Annotated in this window: 17 protein-coding genes; 8 read left to right on the forward strand and 9 right to left on the reverse strand. The window is 67.4% G+C overall.

What is annotated here, in order from left to right; translation table 11 throughout:
- The first annotated feature begins 56 nt into the window (after window positions 1-56).
- Window positions 57-1,202: a pyridoxal phosphate-dependent aminotransferase gene (locus Mschef_RS09035; RefSeq protein ID WP_081127721.1), complete on the forward strand. Its 1,146-nt coding sequence runs from the start codon at window positions 57-59 to the stop codon at window positions 1,200-1,202.
- On the forward strand, window positions 1,190-2,008 hold the full coding sequence (locus Mschef_RS09040; protein ID WP_081127723.1) for an amidohydrolase: 819 nt from the start codon (window positions 1,190-1,192) through the stop codon (window positions 2,006-2,008). Before Mschef_RS09035 ends, Mschef_RS09040 begins: the two co-directional genes overlap by 13 nt.
- Before the next feature lie 9 nt (window positions 2,009-2,017).
- Here Mschef_RS09040 and Mschef_RS09045 read toward each other — a convergent pair whose 3' ends face one another.
- The 9 genes from Mschef_RS09045 to amaB form a co-directional block, all read right to left on the reverse strand.
- Window positions 2,018-2,983 carry a LysR family transcriptional regulator gene (locus Mschef_RS09045; RefSeq protein ID WP_081127724.1) on the reverse strand — a complete coding sequence of 322 codons (966 nt, stop codon included), beginning with the start codon at window positions 2,981-2,983 and terminating at the stop codon, window positions 2,018-2,020.
- A 9-nt stretch (window positions 2,984-2,992) separates the two neighbouring features.
- A complete protein-coding gene (locus Mschef_RS09050) occupies window positions 2,993-4,492 on the reverse strand; it encodes a pseudouridine synthase (RefSeq protein WP_081127727.1) in 1,500 nt (499 codons plus the stop codon).
- The gene (scpB, locus tag Mschef_RS09055; protein WP_081129938.1) at window positions 4,489-5,208 is read right to left on the reverse strand and encodes an SMC-Scp complex subunit ScpB; all 720 of its coding nucleotides are present in this window, start codon (window positions 5,206-5,208) and stop codon (window positions 4,489-4,491) included. Before scpB ends, Mschef_RS09050 begins: the two co-directional genes overlap by 4 nt.
- 65 nt (window positions 5,209-5,273) lie before the next feature.
- Window positions 5,274-6,131 (reverse strand): segregation and condensation protein A, encoded by an 858-nt coding sequence (locus Mschef_RS09060; RefSeq protein WP_081127730.1) that lies wholly within the window; start codon window positions 6,129-6,131, stop codon window positions 5,274-5,276.
- 570 nt (window positions 6,132-6,701) lie between these two features.
- A complete protein-coding gene (gene murB / locus Mschef_RS09065) occupies window positions 6,702-7,748 on the reverse strand; it encodes a UDP-N-acetylmuramate dehydrogenase (RefSeq protein WP_176212433.1) in 1,047 nt (348 codons plus the stop codon).
- A complete protein-coding gene (locus Mschef_RS09070; RefSeq protein ID WP_081127733.1) occupies window positions 7,729-8,796 on the reverse strand; it encodes a quinone-dependent dihydroorotate dehydrogenase in 1,068 nt (355 codons plus the stop codon). The genes murB and Mschef_RS09070 overlap by 20 nt, the downstream gene beginning before the upstream one ends.
- A complete protein-coding gene (locus tag Mschef_RS09075) occupies window positions 8,793-9,086 on the reverse strand; it encodes a DUF4190 domain-containing protein (protein ID WP_081127736.1) in 294 nt (97 codons plus the stop codon). Before Mschef_RS09075 ends, Mschef_RS09070 begins: the two co-directional genes overlap by 4 nt.
- A gap of 42 nt (window positions 9,087-9,128) precedes the next feature.
- Window positions 9,129-9,518 carry a nuclear transport factor 2 family protein gene (locus Mschef_RS09080; protein WP_081127739.1) on the reverse strand — a complete coding sequence of 130 codons (390 nt, stop codon included), beginning with the start codon at window positions 9,516-9,518 and terminating at the stop codon, window positions 9,129-9,131.
- A gap of 3 nt (window positions 9,519-9,521) precedes the next feature.
- Complete coding sequence (gene amaB / locus Mschef_RS09085; RefSeq protein ID WP_081127741.1) at window positions 9,522-11,054, reverse strand: L-piperidine-6-carboxylate dehydrogenase; 1,533 nt, start codon at window positions 11,052-11,054, stop codon at window positions 9,522-9,524.
- A 224-nt stretch (window positions 11,055-11,278) separates the two neighbouring features.
- On the opposite strand from amaB, the gene Mschef_RS09090 reads away from it, so the two are divergent.
- The 6 genes from Mschef_RS09090 to Mschef_RS09115 all read left to right on the forward strand — a co-directional run bounded on the left by Mschef_RS09090 (window position 11,279) and on the right by Mschef_RS09115 (window position 18,025).
- Entirely contained in the window at window positions 11,279-12,049 is a 771-nt protein-coding gene (locus Mschef_RS09090; RefSeq protein WP_081127743.1) for an FHA domain-containing protein, read from the forward strand.
- 19 nt (window positions 12,050-12,068) lie between these two features.
- On the forward strand, window positions 12,069-13,154 hold the full coding sequence (gene serC / locus Mschef_RS09095) for a 3-phosphoserine/phosphohydroxythreonine transaminase (RefSeq protein WP_081127745.1): 1,086 nt from the start codon (window positions 12,069-12,071) through the stop codon (window positions 13,152-13,154).
- Between the two features lie 51 nt (window positions 13,155-13,205).
- Window positions 13,206-14,327 (forward strand): prephenate dehydratase, encoded by a 1,122-nt coding sequence (gene pheA / locus Mschef_RS09100; RefSeq protein ID WP_136256553.1) that lies wholly within the window; start codon window positions 13,206-13,208, stop codon window positions 14,325-14,327.
- A 25-nt stretch (window positions 14,328-14,352) separates the two neighbouring features.
- Complete coding sequence (gene aroA / locus Mschef_RS09105) at window positions 14,353-15,678, forward strand: 3-phosphoshikimate 1-carboxyvinyltransferase (protein WP_081127747.1); 1,326 nt, start codon at window positions 14,353-14,355, stop codon at window positions 15,676-15,678.
- The gene (gene kdsB, locus Mschef_RS09110; protein WP_081127749.1) at window positions 15,675-16,475 is read left to right on the forward strand and encodes a 3-deoxy-manno-octulosonate cytidylyltransferase; all 801 of its coding nucleotides are present in this window, start codon (window positions 15,675-15,677) and stop codon (window positions 16,473-16,475) included. The genes aroA and kdsB overlap by 4 nt, the downstream gene beginning before the upstream one ends.
- 113 nt (window positions 16,476-16,588) lie before the next feature.
- Entirely contained in the window at window positions 16,589-18,025 is a 1,437-nt protein-coding gene (locus tag Mschef_RS09115) for a thioredoxin-like domain-containing protein (protein WP_168708959.1), read from the forward strand.
- The last annotated feature ends 7 nt before the right edge of the window (window positions 18,026-18,032 follow it).

The following is an 18,032-nucleotide window of genomic DNA, read 5'->3' on the forward strand; positions in this document are numbered from 1 at the left end:
CGTTGGCTGAATGTCGCACGTGCTAGCATGCCGCGCGTTCCAGTCCGAGCAGACGCATGCAGATCGAAACCAAGTTGCCCGCGGTAGGCACCACCATTTTCACGGTGATGAGCCAGCTCGCGATCGAGCACAAGGCCATCAATCTGGGTCAGGGCTTCCCTGATTTCGATCCGCCGCCAGCCTTGGTCGATGCCTTGGCGCGTACCATGCGCGAGGGCCATAACCAGTACGCGCCGATGACCGGCATCACCGCGTTGCGCGAGCAGATCGCACTGAAGACCGAGCGTCTGTATGGCCGCCGCATCGGCGTGGACACCGAGATCACCGTCACCTCGGGCGCCACCGAGGCGCTGTTCGCCGCCATCGCCTGCAGCGTGCGCGCGGGCGAGGAGGTGATCGTGCTCGATCCCTGCTACGACAGCTACCAGCCGGCCATCGACCTGCAGGGCGCGCGCGCGGTGCATGTGCCCTTGCGCCTGCCGGATTTTTCCGTGGACTGGCAGCGCGTGCGCGACGCGGTCACGCCGTGCACGCGCATGATCATCGTCAACAGCCCGCACAATCCATCGGGCGCGGTGTTCTCCACCGCCGATCTCGATGCACTGGCCGAGCTGGCGCAGGCGCACGGGCTGTGGGTGCTGTCGGATGAGGTCTACGAGCACATCGTGTTCGACGACGCGCAGCACCAGAGCGCGCTGCGTCACCCGGCTCTGGCCGAGCGCAGCTTCGTGGTCAGCTCCTTTGGCAAGACCTACCACTGCACCGGCTGGAAGCTGGGTTACTGCATCGCGCCCAAAACGCTGAGCGCCGAGTTTCGCAAGGTGCACCAGTACCTCACTTTTTGCAGCTTCCAGCCGGCGCAGTGGGCGTTCGCGGAGATGCTGGCGCAGGCACCCGGGCATTACCTTGCATTGCCCGCGTTCTACCAGGCCAAGCGCGACCATTTCCGCGCGCTGCTGGCGCCATCGCGTCTGCAGTTGCTGTCAGTGCCAGGCGGCTATTTCCAGTTGGCCGATTACAGTGCCATCCGCGATGTGGATGATCTGAACTTCTGCGACTGGCTGGTGCGCGAAGTCGGCGTGGCCGCGATTCCGCTGTCGCCGTTTTACGAAACACCGCCCGATGCGCGGCTGCTGCGCTTCTGTTTCGCCAAGTCCGACGCCACCCTGGCCGCCGCCGCGGAGCGTCTGTGCAAACTCTGAAGATCAGCCTGGTACAGGGCGACACGCGCTGGCATGACGCCGCGGCCAACCGCGCGTATTACGGCGGTCTGGTGCGCAACCTGAAAGGGCAGGGCAGTGATCTGGTGATTCTGCCGGAGACGTTCCTCTCCGGCTTCACCAACGACACACTGCATCAGGCCGAAGGCATGGATGGCGAAGGCGTGCACTGGCTGCGCGCGCTGGCGGCGGAGGTTGGCGCGGTGGTCACCGGCAGCGTGGTGATCCGCGACGAAGGTCGCAATTTCAATCGCCTGTTGTGGATGCGGCCCGATGGCCAGTGCACGCAGTACGACAAACGCCATCTGTTTCGCATGGCCGGCGAGCACGAGCGCTACGCCATGGGCGGTGCGCGGCCCATCGTCGAATTGCACGGCTGGCGCGTGCTGCCGCAGGTCTGCTATGACCTGCGCTTTCCGGTGTGGCTGCGCAATCGCCGTCTGCAAAGCGCCACGGGCGGCATGGATTACGACCTGCTGTTGTTCGTGGCCAATTGGCCCGAGCCGCGCCGCTACGCCTGGCGCATGCTGCTGCGTGCGCGTGCCATCGAGAATCTGGCCTGCGTGGTCGCGGTCAACCGTGTCGGTCGCGATGGCAACGGTCTGGATTACGCCGGTGACAGCACCGTGCTCGATGCCCTCGGACAGCCGTTGGTCGAACTGGGTCGCGCTGCGCAGGTGGTCACGGTCGCGCTCGATCCCGCTCCGCTGCTGGCGTTGCGCGAACGGTTTCCGGCGTGGATGGACGCCGACGAGTTCAGTCTTGCCGAGGGACGTGCCGGGTCATGATCGCGCCGCTCAGGATTTCGCAACGGACTTGCCGCGACGCGCAATCGGCGCGGCCTGCTTGGCACTGAACAGGCCATCGTCCCAGTAGGGTTCGTCGCCGAAGCGCGCGGCCAGGAAATCGATCAGGCTGCGGGTCTTCGCGGGCAGCGCGCGGCCCGCCGGATAGACCGCGTAGATCGTCGCTTCGGGCAGGTGCCAGTCGCACAGGATGCGCTGCAATTCGCCGCTGCGCACCAGGTCGCCGACGATGAAGCTGGGCTGCACCGCCACACCCAGACCACGCACCACGGCAGCGGCGAGCACATCGCCATTGCTGGCATGCAACGGGCCATGGACACGCACGTTGACGGTGTCCTGCTCGCGCGCAAAGGTCCACAGGTCGTGGTGCGGGATGAGCGTGTACAACAGCGCCGTGTGCGCTTCCAGTTGCTGCGGGTGCGTCGGCGTGCCGTGCGCTTTCAGGTACGCCGGTGCGGCCACCGCCAGCATGCGCGCGGGCGCGATGCGCCGCGCGATCAAGCTGGAATCGGCCAGGTGACCGATGCGGATGGCCATGTCGAAACCATCGCGCACCAGGTCGGCGCGGCGATCGTTCAAATCCAGTTCCAGTTCGATGCGCGGGTTGCGGCGCAGGAACTCGGTAAGCGCATCGGCCAGATGTCGCGTCGCGAACGACGTGGGTGCGCTTACGCGCAGGTGCCCGCGCGGCTCGGTCTGGCGCTGCCCGGCCTCGGCCGCGGCTTCGTTGAGTGCGGCCATCGCCGCGGCCACGCGCTCGTGATAGTGGCGGCCAGCCTCGGTGAGACTGAGCTTGCGCGTGGTGCGCTGGATCAGGCGCACGCCGAGGTCTTCTTCCAGAGCGCGGATCAGCTTGCTGGCCTGCGCGCGCGAGATGCCGCTGTGACTGGCCGCAGCCGCAAAGCTGCCGTCGTCGACCACGCGCAGGAACAACTGCATCGCGGCATAGCGATCCATGGCGGTGGCTCAGCGTCCGCGGCCCGGCGGGCGCGGTCCGCGCGGCGCATCATTGCGCGGGCGGCGCTCGCCGCCGGGTCGCGGACCGCGCTCGCCACTGGAAGGCCTGGCGCGCTCGCCACCCGGACGTGGACCGCGTTCGCCGGCAAAGGGGCGTGCACCGCGCTCGCCATTGAAGGGCCGTGCCGCGCGTTCGCCGCCCGGGCGTGGACCCCGTTCACCCGCGGGCGGTGCCGCGCGCTCGCCGCCGCGGCGTGGACCACGCGCAGCGTCGAAAGGCCGTGCAGTGCGCTCTCCGGACGGCCCCGCGCCATGTCCACCGTGGCCGCGGCTGGCCGGCAGCCACGGCCCTTTTTCCATGTGCGCGCCGGCGCCACGGCGCGGCCCACCGCGACCAGGGCGATCTTCGCCAGCGACCCACTGACGCACCGCGGGCAGTTCCTGACCCGGGCTGAATGCGCGCGGTTTGCGCGCGCCGGGAGTGCGATCAGCGCGCATCACGTTGCCGTTGACCTCGCGCTTGGGACCCGTACCGCGTCGGCGTGCATCGCGGTGGTCGTCGCGCACCCGATCGAATGCGGCGAGTTCGCGGCCTTCGTCACTGCCTGCCGCCCAGGCTTGCGCACGCTCGGCGCGCACCTTGACCCCGTTGCGCTGCGCACGGCGCTGGTGCAACACCGGCTGCAGGGTCAGCGTCGGCTGCGGCGCGCCCATGCCGGCGAGCGCGCGCAGCGCGCTCACGGCTGCGGCGTCCAGCGCTTGCGAATGGCCGCGACGCAGCAGGCGTGGCAGCTCGATATTGGCGTAACGGATGCGCTTGAGGCGGCTGACCATCAGGCCCTGCGATTCCCACAGGCGCCGCACTTCGCGGTTGCGGCCCTCGCGCAGGATCACACGGAACCAGCTATGGCTGCCGCCGCGGCTGATCGGGGCGATTTCCTCGAAGCGCGCGGGGCCGTCTTCGAGCTCGATGCCGGCGCTGAGCTGCGCCAGGACCTCGTCCGGAACCTCGCCGTGCACGCGGCACAGATATTCGCGCTCGAGCGCGGTGCCGGGGTGCATCAGTGCATGCGCCAGGTCGCCATCGGTGGTCAGCAGCAGCAGGCCGGTGGTGTTGAGGTCGAGGCGGCCGACGGCGATCCAGCGTGAGCCTTTCAGGCGCGGCAGGTTGTCGAATACGGTGGGCCGGCCCTCGGGGTCCTCGCGGGTGATCACCTCGCCCTCGGGCTTGTGATACATCAGCACTTCGGCGTCTTCGCGGCGATCGCTGGCGACCACGTAGGCGTGACCATCAAGCTCGACGCGATCGCCGGCGCCGACACTGGTGCCGATCGTGGCGACTTCGTTGTTGACGCGTACCTCACCTTGCTCGATGCGTTGCTCCAGCATGCGGCGCGAGCCCAGTCCGGCGTTGGCCAATACCTTGTGCAGGCGTTCTTCGAGGCGCGGTCCGTGGTCGGCTGCGGCCTGGCGTTTGAGTGACAACAGGGTGCGCGTGGGCGCGGTCATGCGAGGTGCTCCTTGGAATCGGGGTCTGGCGCCGGCGCGGTTGCGTCGGGCAAGGGCAAGTGGGTGGCAGCGGATGCTGCGGAAAAATCGGATGTCGCGTCGGCCGTGCCGGCGGCTTCGACAGGCGCGGGCAGGATGTTGACTGCACGGTCAGGTGCGGCCTCGAACTCGAACTGCGGCGCCAGTTCCTCCAGATCGCGGATTTCGGCCAGCGGCGGCAGATCTTCCAGCGCCTTGAGGTTGAAGTAGTCGAGGAACTGGCGCGTGGTGCCATACAGCGCCGGGCGGCCGGCCACGTCACGATGCCCGACGATGCGGATCCACTCGCGTTCCTCCAGCGTGCGGATCATGTTGCTGGATACCACCACGCCGCGAATTTGCTCGATCTCGCCGCGCGTGATGGGCTGCCGGTAGGCGATCAGGCTGAGGGTTTCCAGCAGCGCGCGCGAGTAACGTGTCGGACGCTCGGCGTTGAGCCGTGCGACCCATGCGTGCACGTCGCCGGCAACCTGGTAGCGGTAGCCCGAGGCAACTTCGGCGAGCACCACGCCACGTGTGCCGGTATCGGTGTGCAGCGCTTCGAGCGCTCGCGCGACATCGGCTGCGGTCACGCCCTCGTCCTCGGTGAACAGGCCGGCGAGCCGTGTCGATGACAAAGGCTCGGCGCTGGCGAGCAGGGCGGCTTCGAGGATGCGTTGAATCTGGATCGTTTCCATGTGCGGATCGTGAAGTCTTGCGTTATCGGAACGTGCGGTTTCTGGCTTGCGTGGCAGCGTGGTCGTCAGACCGCGGCGCTGCATGCCTTCAGGTAAATCGGTGCCAGTGGTTGATCCTGGATCACATCGAGCAGGCCTTCCTTGATCAGTTCCAGCATGGCGATGAAGCTGACCACGATGCCGAGCCGTCCCTGCTCGGGTTTGAATACCTCGGTGAAGGCGTGAAACGCGCCATCCTCGATCAGGCGCAACAGGTCGCTCATGCGCTCACGGATCGACAATGCATCGCGCTGCATGGCCACGGCGCCGCCGAGTTCAGCGCGGCGCAATACATCCTTGAGCGCCAGCAGCAGTTCGCGCAAATCCACCGCAGGCGGCACCCGCGTCACGCTGCGCTCACCGGCATCGGCATGCGCCACGCTGGTGTCGCGCTCCACGCGCGGCAGCGCATCCAGATCCTCGGCGGCGCGCTTGTACCGTTCATATTCCTGCAGGCGGCGCACCAGTTCGGCGCGCGGATCGGATTCGCCGCCGGCCGCGTCGTCGGGCGGTCGCGGCAGCAGCAAGCGTGATTTGATTTCGGCGAGGATCGCCGCCATCACCAGATACTCGGCCGCCAGCTCCAGGCGCATCGCGTGCATCAGTCCGATGTAGTCCATGTACTGCCGGGTGATTTCGGCGATGGGGATGTCCAGTACGTCCAGATTCTGGCGTCGGATCAGATACAGCAGCAGATCCAGCGGGCCCTCGAAGGCTTCGAGAATGACCTCCAGCGCGTCCGGCGGGATATACAAATCCTGCGGCATGCTCAGCATTGGCTGACCGCGCACCAGCGCCAGCGGCATTTCCTGCTGCTGCGGGACGGGCTTGAACGGGCCTTGCGGCGCATCAGCGCTTCCTGCGACGGCAGGTTCAGTGCTCATGCGGCACTCATCGGACGAGGGCCGCAAGCCGCGGTCAGGCTGTAGTGGGGTACGCTCAAATGTGTTCTCGGATTGCGTGTCGCTGTTTGCGAACAGGCGCCTGCAAAGCGCCCGAAATCAGTTTCGGCAAAATGCGCCATGCAACGTGCAGTCAGCGCGGTTCCGCGATTTGCATCTACGGCATTCGCGCAGCAGGTGCTGCGATGCTGCGGCCGTCATGCAAAATTCCCTGCTGTAACCGGCTGCTGGCCACATGCCCGTCTATTCAGGCAGAAGTGGTGCTGGGTGATGCCCTGAAGTGCGGGGGCGCAGCGTCGGGCGGCTTCGCGCCGGCCGGATCAGCACGCAAAGCCTAACTGCTCATTTGCAGCGCGTCCAGTGCTGTGCAGTGCGCCATTGCGCGGCGAATGCCGAGGTTCAGGGTGGCCCCGGCCCCGCATTGGTCATCCCCGCCTGCGCTGGGATGACGAGTCAACTTGTGCGGGACTGACGAGTTGTGCGGGGCTGACGGAGCCAGAACGACCGGGCCGTTCGCTCGAAGAATCTTGTCTTGTTGAATGCGGATTGATATCAGGGCAGCACGCGCGGCTCGGCTTCAAGCAGCACGCCGAAGCGCGTGCGCACGGCGTCGCGCACGCGCACGGCCAGCGCCCACAGTTGCGCGCCGCTAGCCAGCCCGTGATTGACCAGCACCAAGGCATGGCGCTCGGAGATGCCGGCGTCGCCCTCGCGCAGTCCCTTGTAGCCGATGGCCTCGATCATCCATGCGGCCGAAAGCTTGACGCTGCCATCGACTTGGGGCCACTGCGGCAGACCGGGCTCGCGCGCGCGCAATGTGGCGGCACACGCGGCATCAACCTGCGGATTCTTGAAAAAGCTGCCGGCGTTGCCGATCAGCGCCGGATCAGGCAGTTTGCGCGTGCGCAGGCGCAGCACGGCCTCGGCCACATGCACCGCACGCGGTTGCTCGATGCGCATGCGCGCAAGCTCTTCGCGGATGTCGGCGTAGTCGAGATGCAGTGCGCCGCTGCGTGCCAGCTTGAAGCGCACCGCGGTGATGATCCAGCGCGCGGGTGCACGTCTGAAACACGAGTCGCGGTAGCCGAATGCGCAGTCGGCGGCGGGCAATTCGATGAAGCACTCGTGCGCGCGGTCCCAGGCCTCGACGCTGAGGATGCTGCGTGCCACCTCGACGCCATAAGCGCCGATGTTCTGGATCGGCGCGGCGCCGACCGTGCCTGGAATCAGGATGAGGTTCTCCAGCCCCACCAGTTCATGCGCCAGAGTCCAGCGCACCAGCGCATCCCAGGATTCGCCGGCGCCGACACGCAGAATGACGTTTCCGCTTGCCTCGCCCATGGGCTCGATGCCGCTGTTGCGCAACTGTACGATCAGGCCCGGCCAGTCGGCGGTGAACAGCACGTTGGAGCCGGTGCCCAATGCCAGCAGCGGCAGGCCGCGCAGTGCCGGGAGGTCGAGCAGATGCGGCAACGCGCCGATATCGGCGAGTTCGGCCAGCCATGCGCTGCGCGCCCTGACACGCAGCGTGTTGTGCGCCTCCAGCGGCGCATCCTCGATCAGCGTGCAGCCGGGCAGATCAATGCGCGCGGGCTGCATCAGCGGCCTCCCGCAGCGCCTGCACGCATTCGGCGATCAGCGCCGGGCCCCGATAGATCAAGCCGGTATAAAGCTGCACGAGGCACGCGCCGGCGGCGACTTTTTGCACGGCCGCGGTGCCATCGTCGATGCCGCCGGTGCCGATGATCTCTATGCCCGGCAGACGCGCGCGCATGCCGCGCAGCACGCTGTCGGCGCGCGCCCGCAAGGGCACGCCCGAGAGTCCGCCACTTTCCTGCGCGTGCGCCGCGCCGGCCACGCCATCGCGCGCCAGCGTGGTGTTGGTGCAGATCAGCCCGTCGATGCCGTGGCGCTGCAATACCTCGGCGATGTCGTCCATGTCGCGCCCATCCAGATCCGGGGCGATCTTCAGCAACATGGGCTTGCGTGCGCCGGCTTGCGCGCCGAGGCGTTCCTGCGCCTCGCGCAGTCGGCCGATCAACGCATCCAGTGCCGCGTGCGCCTGCAGGTCGCGCAATCCCGCCGTATTGGGCGAGGAAATGTTCACCGCGATGTAGCTGGCTTGGGCATGCACGCGCTGCAGGCCATGCAGGTAATCGTCCGCTGCCTGTGCGTTGGGGGTGTCCTTGTTCTTGCCGATATTGATGCCGAGCACGCCGCGATACTGCGCCCGGTCGAGGTTGCGCAGCAGTGCATCGACGCCGTCGTTGTTGAAGCCCATGCGGTTGATCAGGGCCTGTTGACCGGGCAGGCGGAATAGGCGCGGCCTCGGGTTGCCAGGCTGCGGCCGCGGCGTGACGGTACCTACCTCGATGAAGCCGAAGCCCATGGCCGCGAGTCCGTCGACGTGCGCGGCGTTCTTGTCCAGGCCCGCGGCCAAGCCGACGGGGTTGGGAAAGTCGAGGCCGAACGCGCGCACGGGCAACGGCGGAATCGCGGGCGCCAGCCAATGTGCCAGATGCAGGCGCTGCAGCCCATCGAGTGCACCCAGCGTCAGCGCGTGTGCGTGTTCGGCGTCCAGGCGGAACAGCAGGCTGCGCGCGAGCGCGTAAGCACCGCCGCCGGCGAACGAATCGGGCTTGCTCAAGCGAGGAAATGTCCGAACCACGCGGCGATCGCGAACATGCCCACCATCGCGATCAGGGCGATCACCAGCGCAGCCAGAGCCAGATGCACGTAGCCCAGCACCAGCCCTGCCACGGCCATGCCGTCGCCATCGATGCTGCCGGGCGGCGCGCGACGGATTTCGCCGCGAGCGATGTGGCCTAGGATCACCGCGAGGATCGCGCCGAGCAGTGGCAGCGCGACCCAAGCGAGCACGCCGAAGATCAGGCTGGCGATCGCGGTGCCGCTGGTACGCACGTACAGTGTGTTCATCCGGTTCCCCTCCTGCATGTCGTCGATGCAACGAGTGCGCTGCTATGCGACGCCCTGCGCACACGGCGTACCTTGATGAAATGCCATGCGCCACAGGCCATCCTCACGCCGCCACAACGAGCTGCGCGCACTGTGCAGCACGCTGTCGCCGCGCCGCAAGCGCGTACGAAAGTGCACCAGCACGAGGTCCTTGGCAAGCTGGCGCAGGCGGAAATCGCTGATCTCGAAATCCTCGAGTTGTGCGCTGCCGATTTTCGCGCTGCCGATTGCAGCCAGAATGCTGGCGCGGTCGTAATGACGCCCGCTGCTGCCGATTTCCTCGAAATCCGCGGCGAGCAGGGCTGCCATTGCGTCGCGGTCGCCGCGCTGCTGTGCCTTCAACAAAGCGGTTTCGGCGGTACGCAACGCGATTTCGGCGGCGGCGGCGTGCATGGCTCAGAACTCGAACTTGATGCCCTGGGCCAATGGCAGCGCGTCGGAGTAGTTGATGGTGTCGGTCTGCCGGCGCATATAGGCCTTCCATGCATCGGAGCCGGATTCGCGCCCGCCGCCGGTGTCCTTTTCGCCGCCGAAGGCGCCACCGATCTCGGCGCCGGAGGTGCCGATGTTGACGTTGGCGATGCCGCAGTCGGAACCGGTGCAGCACAGGAACTGCTCGGCGTGCTTGAGGTTCTGCGTGAAGATCGCCGAGGACAGGCCCTGCGGCACGCCGTTCTGGATGGCGATGGCTTCCGATATCGTGTCGAACGGCAGCACGTAGAGGATCGGCGCGAAGGTCTCGTGCTGGATCACCTCGGCATCGGGAGCCAGTCCGGTGATGAGCGTCGGACGCACGTAATTGCCAGGGCGGTCCAGCTTGCCGCCGCCGAAGGCCACCTGGCCACCGGCAGCCCTGGCGGTGGCGATGGCCTGCTCGTAGCGCTGCACGGCCGCGGCGTCGATCAGCGGCCCCATCAGCGTGCCGGGATCGGTCGGATCGCCCACGCGATGCTCGACCTGCGCGTATGCAGCCTTGAGTTTCTCGACCACGACCGCGTGGATGGCGCGATGCACGATCAGCCGACGCGTGCTGGTGCAACGCTGGCCGGCGGTGCCGACGGCGCCGAACACGATCGCCGGGATGGCCAGCTTCAGGTCGGCGCTCTCGTCGACGATGATCGCGTTGTTGCCGCCCAGCTCCAGCAGCGAGCGGCCCATGCGTCCGGCGACGCGCTGGCCGACGCTGCGGCCCACCGCGGTTGATCCGGTGAAGCTGATCAAACCGACACGGCGATCATCGACGAAACGCGTGGCCAGCTCGGTGCCGGCGTCGTTGAACAGGAAGAAGATGTCCGGAAAGCCGCCCGCGCGCAGCGCTTCGCTGCAGATCTTCAGCGCGGCGATGGCGCTGAACGGCACCTTGGGCGAGGGCTTCCAGATGGAGATGTCGCCGCACACCGCGGCGATGAACGCATTCCAGGCCCACACCGCGACCGGAAAATTGAACGCGCTGATGATGCCGACCAGGCCCAGCGGATGCCACTGCTCGTACATGCGGTGGCCGGGACGCTCGGAGTGCATCGACAGGCCGTACAGCATGCGCGCCTGGCCCACCGCGAAGTCGGCGATGTCGATCATCTCCTGCACTTCGCCGTCGCCCTCGGGCTTGATCTTGCCCATCTCCAGCGCCACCAGCGAGCCCAGCGCGTCCTTGTGCTTGCGCAACGCCTCGCCGCACAAGCGCACCGCTTCGCCGCGCCGCGGCGCCGGCACCTGGCGCCATTCCTTGAAGGCCGCCTCGGCACGCTGCACGACCCGTTCGTAGTCCCCGGCGCTGCTGGCCTGCACATGGCCGAGCACGCTGCCGTCGCGCGGCGCGCGCACCTCGATCATGGCGCCATTCGTGGCAGATGCCCAGGCGCCCTGGCCCAGATAGGTGCCGGAATGGGTGTCGTCGACGCCGAGTGCGGCGAGAATCGGATGCGTCATGGAAAGTTCCTGCGATGGCGGCGGCACGGGGCCACACAATCGGCAGATTCTAGCAGCCGGCTGATTGCCGCTCTGCGCGACCGGATGGCGGACCCGCCCCGATCCGCACGGCGACCTTCCCGTTGTTGATCCGGGCAGGAAGTCGGCTTCGAATCTGTCATGCAGACTTGAACGAGCCTCACGGAGCGGAGATCGCCTGATAGAGTTCGCGCCGGGAGCACACCATGCGCATCGCCATCCTGGCACCTGAAAAAATCGAATTCAGCAGCGCTGCCGCATCCATCACGCTGGGCAGCTCGGCTGGCGACGACATCGTGCTCGCTGGTGAAGGCGTCGCCGCCGCCCATGCGCGCTTGAGTCTGGACGCGCGCGGCTATGTCCTGGAAGTGGGCGCGGCGGTGGCACCGATCCACGTCAACGCACGCCCGGTACGCGAGCGCGCACTGCTGCACGCGGGCGATCAGATCAGCATCGGCGCCGCGCAGGTCCTGCTGCTGGGCGAGCACGTGTGCGAGGCCTGCCCGGATGATGCCGAACCCGACACCGAGGTGCCGCCTGGAGCGTTGAGCCTGCGTGGTATCGGCGGCTCGCGCAGTGGCGCGGCGCTCAGCGTTGCGCCGACGCTGGAGCTGGGTGCCGACGGACTGCCGGCTGGCCTGGGGGCGAATGCGGGCTCACTGCGCGTGTTCTGCGTGCAGGGGCGCCCGGCCATGCTGTGCCGCGATCTGCCCATGGCGGCATGGCCGCGCATCAACGGTCACGTTGCGGCATGTGCTTGGTTGCACGATGGTGATCAAATCAGCATCGGCGCGCAGCGTTACCTGGTGGATGCACCCCCCGACGCAGCGCGCCATGATGCCGTGGATGCCTTCATTCCGGCTGAAGCCGCGCGTCCGGAAGACACCGCCGGGCCGCGCCGCGAGGTGTGGTGGCTGCTGCTTACTGCGGCGGTGATCGCGCTCGTGCTGGCGCTGCTGCTGGCCATTCGCCATTGAACGACCCTGGAGTGACGCCATGAGCCGCACCTGGAATTTCGCCGCTGGCCCAGCCGCCATGCCCGAGGAGGTGCTGCGGCAGGCGCAGGCCGAGCTGCTGGAATGGCGCGACGCGCGCGCCTCGGTGATGGAAATCTCGCATCGCAGCAAGGCGTTCATGGCGCTGGCCGCCGAAATCGAATCCGACCTGCGGGGTCTGGCCGCGATTCCAGCGCATTACAAGGTGCTGTTTTTGCAGGGTGGCGCCACGCTGCAATTCGCGCTGCTGGCGATGAATCTGGCCGCGCCAGGGCAACATGCCGATTACGTGCTCAGCGGCCACTGGGGCGAGAAGGCCGCGCGCGAGGCCGCGCCTTATGTCGAGGTGCGCATCGCCGCCGACGCGCGCGCCAGCCAGTACCGTGCCTTGCCACCACGTGCCGACTGGCTGCTCGATAGCGGTGCAGCCTACGTGCACTACACGCCCAACGAGACGATCCACGGGCTGGAGTTCGCCGATATCCCCGAGGTCGGCAGCGTGCCGCTGGTGGCGGATTTTTCCTCGAGCATCCTGTCCGCGCCGCTGGACGTCACGCGCTTCGGCATGATCTACGCCGGTGCGCAGAAAAACATCGGTCCCTCGGGCCTGACCCTGTTGATCATTCGCGAGGATCTGCTGACCCGCGCCACGCGTCCGATGGCGGGCATTTTCCGTTACGCGGAGCACGCGGCGCACGAGTCCATGCTCAACACGCCCAACACTTTCGGCTGGTATCTGGCTGGACTCACTTTGCAGTGGATCGCGCGCTGCGGCGGACTGGCGGCAATGGCCGTGCGCAACCGGCGCAAGGCCGACACCCTGTATGCGGCCATCGACGGCTCCGGCGGCTATTACCGCAACCCGGTCGATGCCAGCGCGCGTTCGCGCATGAACATTCCATTCTTCCTGCACGATGCCCGGCTCGATTCGGTGTTCCTGCGCGAATCCGAGCAGGCCGGCCTGCTGGCGCTGAAAGGCCATCGTGCGCTCGGCGGCATGCGCGCATCGCTGTACAACGCCATGCCGCAGGAAGGCGTGGAGGCGCTGGTGGCGTTCATGCAGGACTTCAACAAGCGCCATGGTTGAATCAGCGCCGCGCTTCGCGCAGGATGCGGGTTCCTGTCGCGATGCACCATCATGGCCAACGAAGCAGAACCGCAGCCCGTGGTTTCTCCCGCACCCGGCGCCAATCTGACCGAAGCGCGCCAGCGCATCGACAGCATCGACCGCGAACTGCAGGCGCTCATCGCCGAACGCGCGCGCTGGGCGCAGCAGGTGGGTCGCGCCAAAGGGCCGCTGAAAGCGGCAGTGGACTACTACCGCCCCGAGCGCGAGGCGCAGGTGCTGCGCATGGTGGTGGACCGCAACCAGGGGCCGCTGTCGGATGCCGAGCTGGTGCGCCTGTTTCGCGAGATCATGTCGGCCTGCCTGGCGCAGCAGGAGCCGTTGCGCATCGGTTTTCTCGGCCCTGAGGGCACCTTCAGCCAGCAGGCCGCGCAAAAACACTTCGGCCATAGCGCGCGCCTGTTGCCGCTGGCCAGTATCGAGGAGGTATTCCAGGAGGTCGAAGCCGGGCACGCCGATTTCGGCATCGTGCCGGTGGAAAACTCCGGGCAGGGCACCATCCAGTCCACACTCGACATGTTTCTGACTTCGCCGTTGAAGATTTGCGGCGAGGTCGAGTTGCGCGTGCGCCAATACCTGCTTTCGCGCACAGGACAGCTCGCGGATGTCGAGCGCGTGTATGCGCACCCGCAGTCGCTGGCGCAATGCAAGGTCTGGTTGCGCCAGCACGTGCCGGCCAGCGAGCGTGCAGCGGTGGCCAGCAACGCCGAGGGCGCGCGCCGCGCGCGTCTGGCCGACGACGTCGCGGCGATCGCCGGCGAGGCCGTGGCGCACATCTACGGCCTCAAGGTCATTGCCGGCCCGATCGAGGATCGTCCCGACAACACCACGCGCTTTCTGGTGCTGGGGCGCGAACTGTTTCCAGCCTCGGGCAACGATCGCACTTCGCTGCTGGTGTTCGTCAACGACCAGCCCGGCGCGCTGTTCAATGCGCTCAGCCCGTTCGCCGCGCATGGAGTCAGCATGAATCGCATCGAGTCGCGGCCTGCGCACAGCGGTACCTGGCAGTATGCATTTTTCATCGACCTGTCCGGTCACATCGAGGACACGCCGCTGCGCGCCGCGCTGCAGGAACTCGCGCCGCATGCGGCCGAGATCCGCGTGCTGGGTTCCTACCCGGTGGCGATTCCGTGATGCGCACGCGCGCAGCGCCACGCACATGAGCGCGCGGCTGGACTGGATCTGCCACGCGGGCGCAGCACTGCGCGGCAGCGTGCGCGTGCCGGGCGACAAGTCGATCTCGCATCGTGCATTGATGCTGGCCGCGCTGGCGCACGGCAGTTCTCGCGTCAGCGGTTTCCTCGAAGGCGAGGACACCCGTGCCACCGCGCGCATCCTGCAGCAGCTTGGCGTGCGCATCACCGCGCCCAGCGCTGGCGAGCGCGTAATCGATGGCGTCGGCCTGCATGGCCTGCGTGCCAGCGCACAGCCGCTGGATTGCGGCAACGCTGGCACCGGCATGCGCCTGCTCGCGGGGTTGCTGGCCGGACAGGATTTCGACAGCGTGCTGATCGGCGACGCCTCGCTGTCGCAGCGGCCGATGCGGCGCGTGATCGAGCCATTGGCCGCATTGGGCGCGCGCATCGACAGCAGCGATGGCAGGCCACCGCTGCGCATTCACGGCGGTGCGCTGCTGCGCGCGCGCGCGTTGCGCACGGCCATCGCCAGCGCCCAGGTCAAATCTGCCATCCTGCTGGCGGGCTTGTACGCCGATGGCGTGACACGTGTGGACGAGGCACAGCCCACCCGCGATTACACCGAGCGCATGTTGCAGGCCTTCGGCTGGCCGATCGAATTCGGCCCCGGTTGGGCGGCCCTGCCGGGTCGGCAAAGCCTGCAAGCGAGCGATGTGCAGGTCCCCGGTGATTTTTCCTCGGCGGCGTTTTTCATTGTCGCCGCGACCCTGGTTCCGGGCAGCGAACTGCTGCTGCGGGATGTTGGCCTCAATCCGCGCCGCACCGGGCTGATCGAGGTCTTGCGCGCCATGGGCGCGGACATCCGCATCGAGGCTCCACACCAGCGCGGCGGCGAGCCGACCGCCGATCTGCGCGTGCGCCATGCGGACTTGCGCGGCATCGAGGTGCCACGCGAACAGGTAGCGGACATGATCGACGAGTTTCCGATCCTGTTCGTTGCCGCGGCCTGCGCCACGGGCGTGACGCGCGTGCATGGTGCTGCCGAATTGCGGGTCAAGGAATCCGACCGGATCGCGGTGATGGCCAGCGGCTTGCGCGCGCTGGGCATCGATGTGCAGGAGAACCCCGACGGCGCCCTGATCCAGGGTGGCAGTCTGCGCGGCGGCGCAGTGGAAAGCCATGGCGATCACCGCTGCGCGATGAGCTTTGCCGTGGCCGCACTGCGCGCCAGTGCCCCGGTGCGCATCGCGGATTGCGCCAATGTCGCAACCTCGTTCCCCGGCTTCGAGGCATTGGCGCGCGGCGTCGGTTTCGATCTGCACGTGGCCACCCAGGCGCAGATGGCATGAACGCTGGCGGCTTGCCCGGGTTCAGCGTGGTCATTCCAGCGCGTTTCGCTTCCACGCGCCTGCCGGGCAAGCCGCTGCGCCTGCTGGCCGGCGTGCCCTTGATCGTGCACGTGGCGCGACGCGCGCTGAGCATGGGCGCGGTGCAAGTGGTGCTGGCCACCGATGACACGCGCATCGCCGCGGCAGTGAGCGGCCTCGACGTGTGCATGGTGATGACGCGCGCCGATCATGCGTCGGGCAGCGATCGGCTCGCCGAGTGCGCCATGGCGTGTGCCTGGCCCGAGGATCACATCGTCGTCAATCTGCAGGGCGACGAGCCCTTCGTGCCGGTTGCCGGGGTGCATGCCGTGGTTGCAGCGCTGGCGCAGGGCGACGCGGCGATGGCGACCCTTGCGGTACCGATCGACGCGATCGATGAGTTGTTCGATCCCAACGTGGTCAAGCTGGTCTGCGATCGCAGCGGGCATGCGCTGTATTTCAGCCGCGCGCCGGTGCCGTGGGCGCGCGACGCACTGGCGCATGATCGCCGCAGCCTGCCGCAAAACGTGCCTGTGCTGCGCCATATCGGTCTGTACGCTTATCGCGCCGGCTTTCTGCGCCATTTCGCGCAGCTTGAGCCGACCCCGCTGGAACGCGCCGAGGCGCTGGAACAGTTGCGCGCGCTGGAACATGGTTATCGCATCAGCGTGGCACTGAGCGTGGATGAATTTCCACCCGGCATCGATACCGAGCAGGATCTCGCGCGCGCCGAGGCATACCTGCACGCGTGCGCGGCGCGCACTGCGCCGGCCGGCTAACATCGCCCATCGCCCGTCCTGAAACCATGCTGCGTGACATCGGGCAGGATGGCATCTGGCAAGATGACTTCAAGCATCATGACTTCGAGCATCATGACTTCGAGGAATTTGCCATGTCCGCCAAACCGCAACTGCCGCTGTCCGTCGATGCGCTGGATTGGGTCAACACGCGCGGGCGCATCACCCTGGACAGCCTGCGTGGCCGCGTGGTGATCCTGCTGTTCTGGAGTTACGACAACATCCATTGCATCAACCTGCTGCCGCGGCTGCAGAAAATGGCCGCGCGACTGCACGATGGCGTCGTGTTGCTGGGCGTGCATACGCCGAAATATGCGGCGCAGCGACAGGCGCTGACGATTTCCAAGGCGGCACATCGGCTGCACCTGCGCGTACCGGTGGCCAACGATGCCGACTGGCGAGCGTGGCGCGCATTCGGCATCGAATCCTGGCCCAGCGCGGTGGTCATCGACTGCGAAGGCGGCGTGGTGCGCGTGCTGCAGGGTGAATTGATGGGCGACGAGCTGGAAACGCTGGCCAGCAACCTGCTGGAAGACGCCGCCGCACGCGATTTGCGCCGCTTCGATGCGGCCCCTGGCATCGATGGCGGCGAGCCGCAAATGAGTTTGCGCTTTCCCTCGGCCGTGGCGGTGGACGCGCAGCGCCTGTACGTGAGCGACAGCAGTCGCAATCGCGTGCTGGAATGCACGCAGGATGGGCGTGTGTTGCGCCAGTTCGGTTCGGGCACGCCGGGCTACTGGGACGGGCGCTTGAACGATGCCGGGTTTTGCGACCCTCAGGGCCTGGCGCTGAGCGGGGAATCGCTGTACGTCGCCGACACCGGCAACCATGCCGTGCGCCGTGTGCGACTTGCCTCGGGGCAGGTTGAAACCGTGCTTGGCAGCGGCCGCGAAGGCTTCGACACGCCGCGCGCGGCGATCGCGCCGAGGACGCTCGCGGTCAGCGCGCCGGTGGCGCTGCTGGTACGCGACAACCAGATGTACGTAAGCATGGCCGGGCAGCATCAAATCTGGCGCATGGACTTGGCCGCGGACCGCGTCGAGGTGCTCGTGGGCAACGGTCACAACCGCCTGCTCGATGGCCCGGCGCTCGAGGCTGGACTGGTGCAGCCAGCGGCGCTGGCCTACCACGCCGGACAATTGTTGATCGCGGATGCCGGCGCCAACGCCGTGCGCGCGCTGCGCATCGCCGACGGCAAGCTTTCGACGCTGGCGGGTCTGGGTCCATGGCACCCAGGACTGGCCGACGGCACGGCCGGCACGGCGCGCTTCGCGCATCCGCTGGGATTGGCGGTGGATGGCACCGGCACGGTGTATGTCGCCGACACGCTCAATGGACGCCTGTGCCGCATGAACCCGGCAGGGCGCGCCGGGTGGACGGTACAAAGCATGGTGCTGCCGCAAACGCTGCAGGAGCCTGCCGGACTCGCCATCGCCGGGCGCAGCCTGTGGCTGGCCGAGCGCAGCACGCACCTGTTGCATCGCCTCGACCTGGACAGCGGTGCCCTCGGGAAGTTGTCGCTCGGCGCGTAAAATGCCG

The sequence above is a fragment of the Metallibacterium scheffleri genome (assembly GCF_002077135.1).
GTDB lineage: Bacteria > Pseudomonadota > Gammaproteobacteria > Xanthomonadales > Rhodanobacteraceae > Metallibacterium > Metallibacterium scheffleri.

Bases quoted from the DNA above. Each gene is read 5' to 3' on its own strand.
- Mschef_RS09035 (WP_081127721.1), top strand. From the start codon at position 57: ATGCAGATCGAAACCAAGTTGCCCGCGGTAGGCACCACCATTTTCACG.
- Mschef_RS09045 (WP_081127724.1), bottom strand. From the start codon at position 2,983: ATGGATCGCTATGCCGCGATGCAGTTGTTCCTGCGCGTGGTCGACGAC.
- Mschef_RS09050 (WP_081127727.1), bottom strand. From the start codon at position 4,492: ATGACCGCGCCCACGCGCACCCTGTTGTCACTCAAACGCCAGGCCGCA.
- scpB (WP_081129938.1), bottom strand. From the start codon at position 5,208: ATGGAAACGATCCAGATTCAACGCATCCTCGAAGCCGCCCTGCTCGCC.
- Mschef_RS09060 (WP_081127730.1), bottom strand. From the start codon at position 6,131: ATGAGCACTGAACCTGCCGTCGCAGGAAGCGCTGATGCGCCGCAAGGC.
- murB (WP_176212433.1), bottom strand. From the start codon at position 7,748: ATGCAGCCCGCGCGCATTGATCTGCCCGGCTGCACGCTGATCGAGGAT.
- Mschef_RS09075 (WP_081127736.1), bottom strand. From the start codon at position 9,086: ATGAACACACTGTACGTGCGTACCAGCGGCACCGCGATCGCCAGCCTG.
- Mschef_RS09080 (WP_081127739.1), bottom strand. From the start codon at position 9,518: ATGCACGCCGCCGCCGCCGAAATCGCGTTGCGTACCGCCGAAACCGCT.
- amaB (WP_081127741.1), bottom strand. From the start codon at position 11,054: ATGACGCATCCGATTCTCGCCGCACTCGGCGTCGACGACACCCATTCC.
- Mschef_RS09090 (WP_081127743.1), top strand. From the start codon at position 11,279: ATGCGCATCGCCATCCTGGCACCTGAAAAAATCGAATTCAGCAGCGCT.
- serC (WP_081127745.1), top strand. From the start codon at position 12,069: ATGAGCCGCACCTGGAATTTCGCCGCTGGCCCAGCCGCCATGCCCGAG.
- pheA (WP_136256553.1), top strand. From the start codon at position 13,206: ATGGCCAACGAAGCAGAACCGCAGCCCGTGGTTTCTCCCGCACCCGGC.
- aroA (WP_081127747.1), top strand. From the start codon at position 14,353: ATGAGCGCGCGGCTGGACTGGATCTGCCACGCGGGCGCAGCACTGCGC.
- kdsB (WP_081127749.1), top strand. From the start codon at position 15,675: ATGAACGCTGGCGGCTTGCCCGGGTTCAGCGTGGTCATTCCAGCGCGT.
- Mschef_RS09115 (WP_168708959.1), top strand. From the start codon at position 16,589: ATGTCCGCCAAACCGCAACTGCCGCTGTCCGTCGATGCGCTGGATTGG.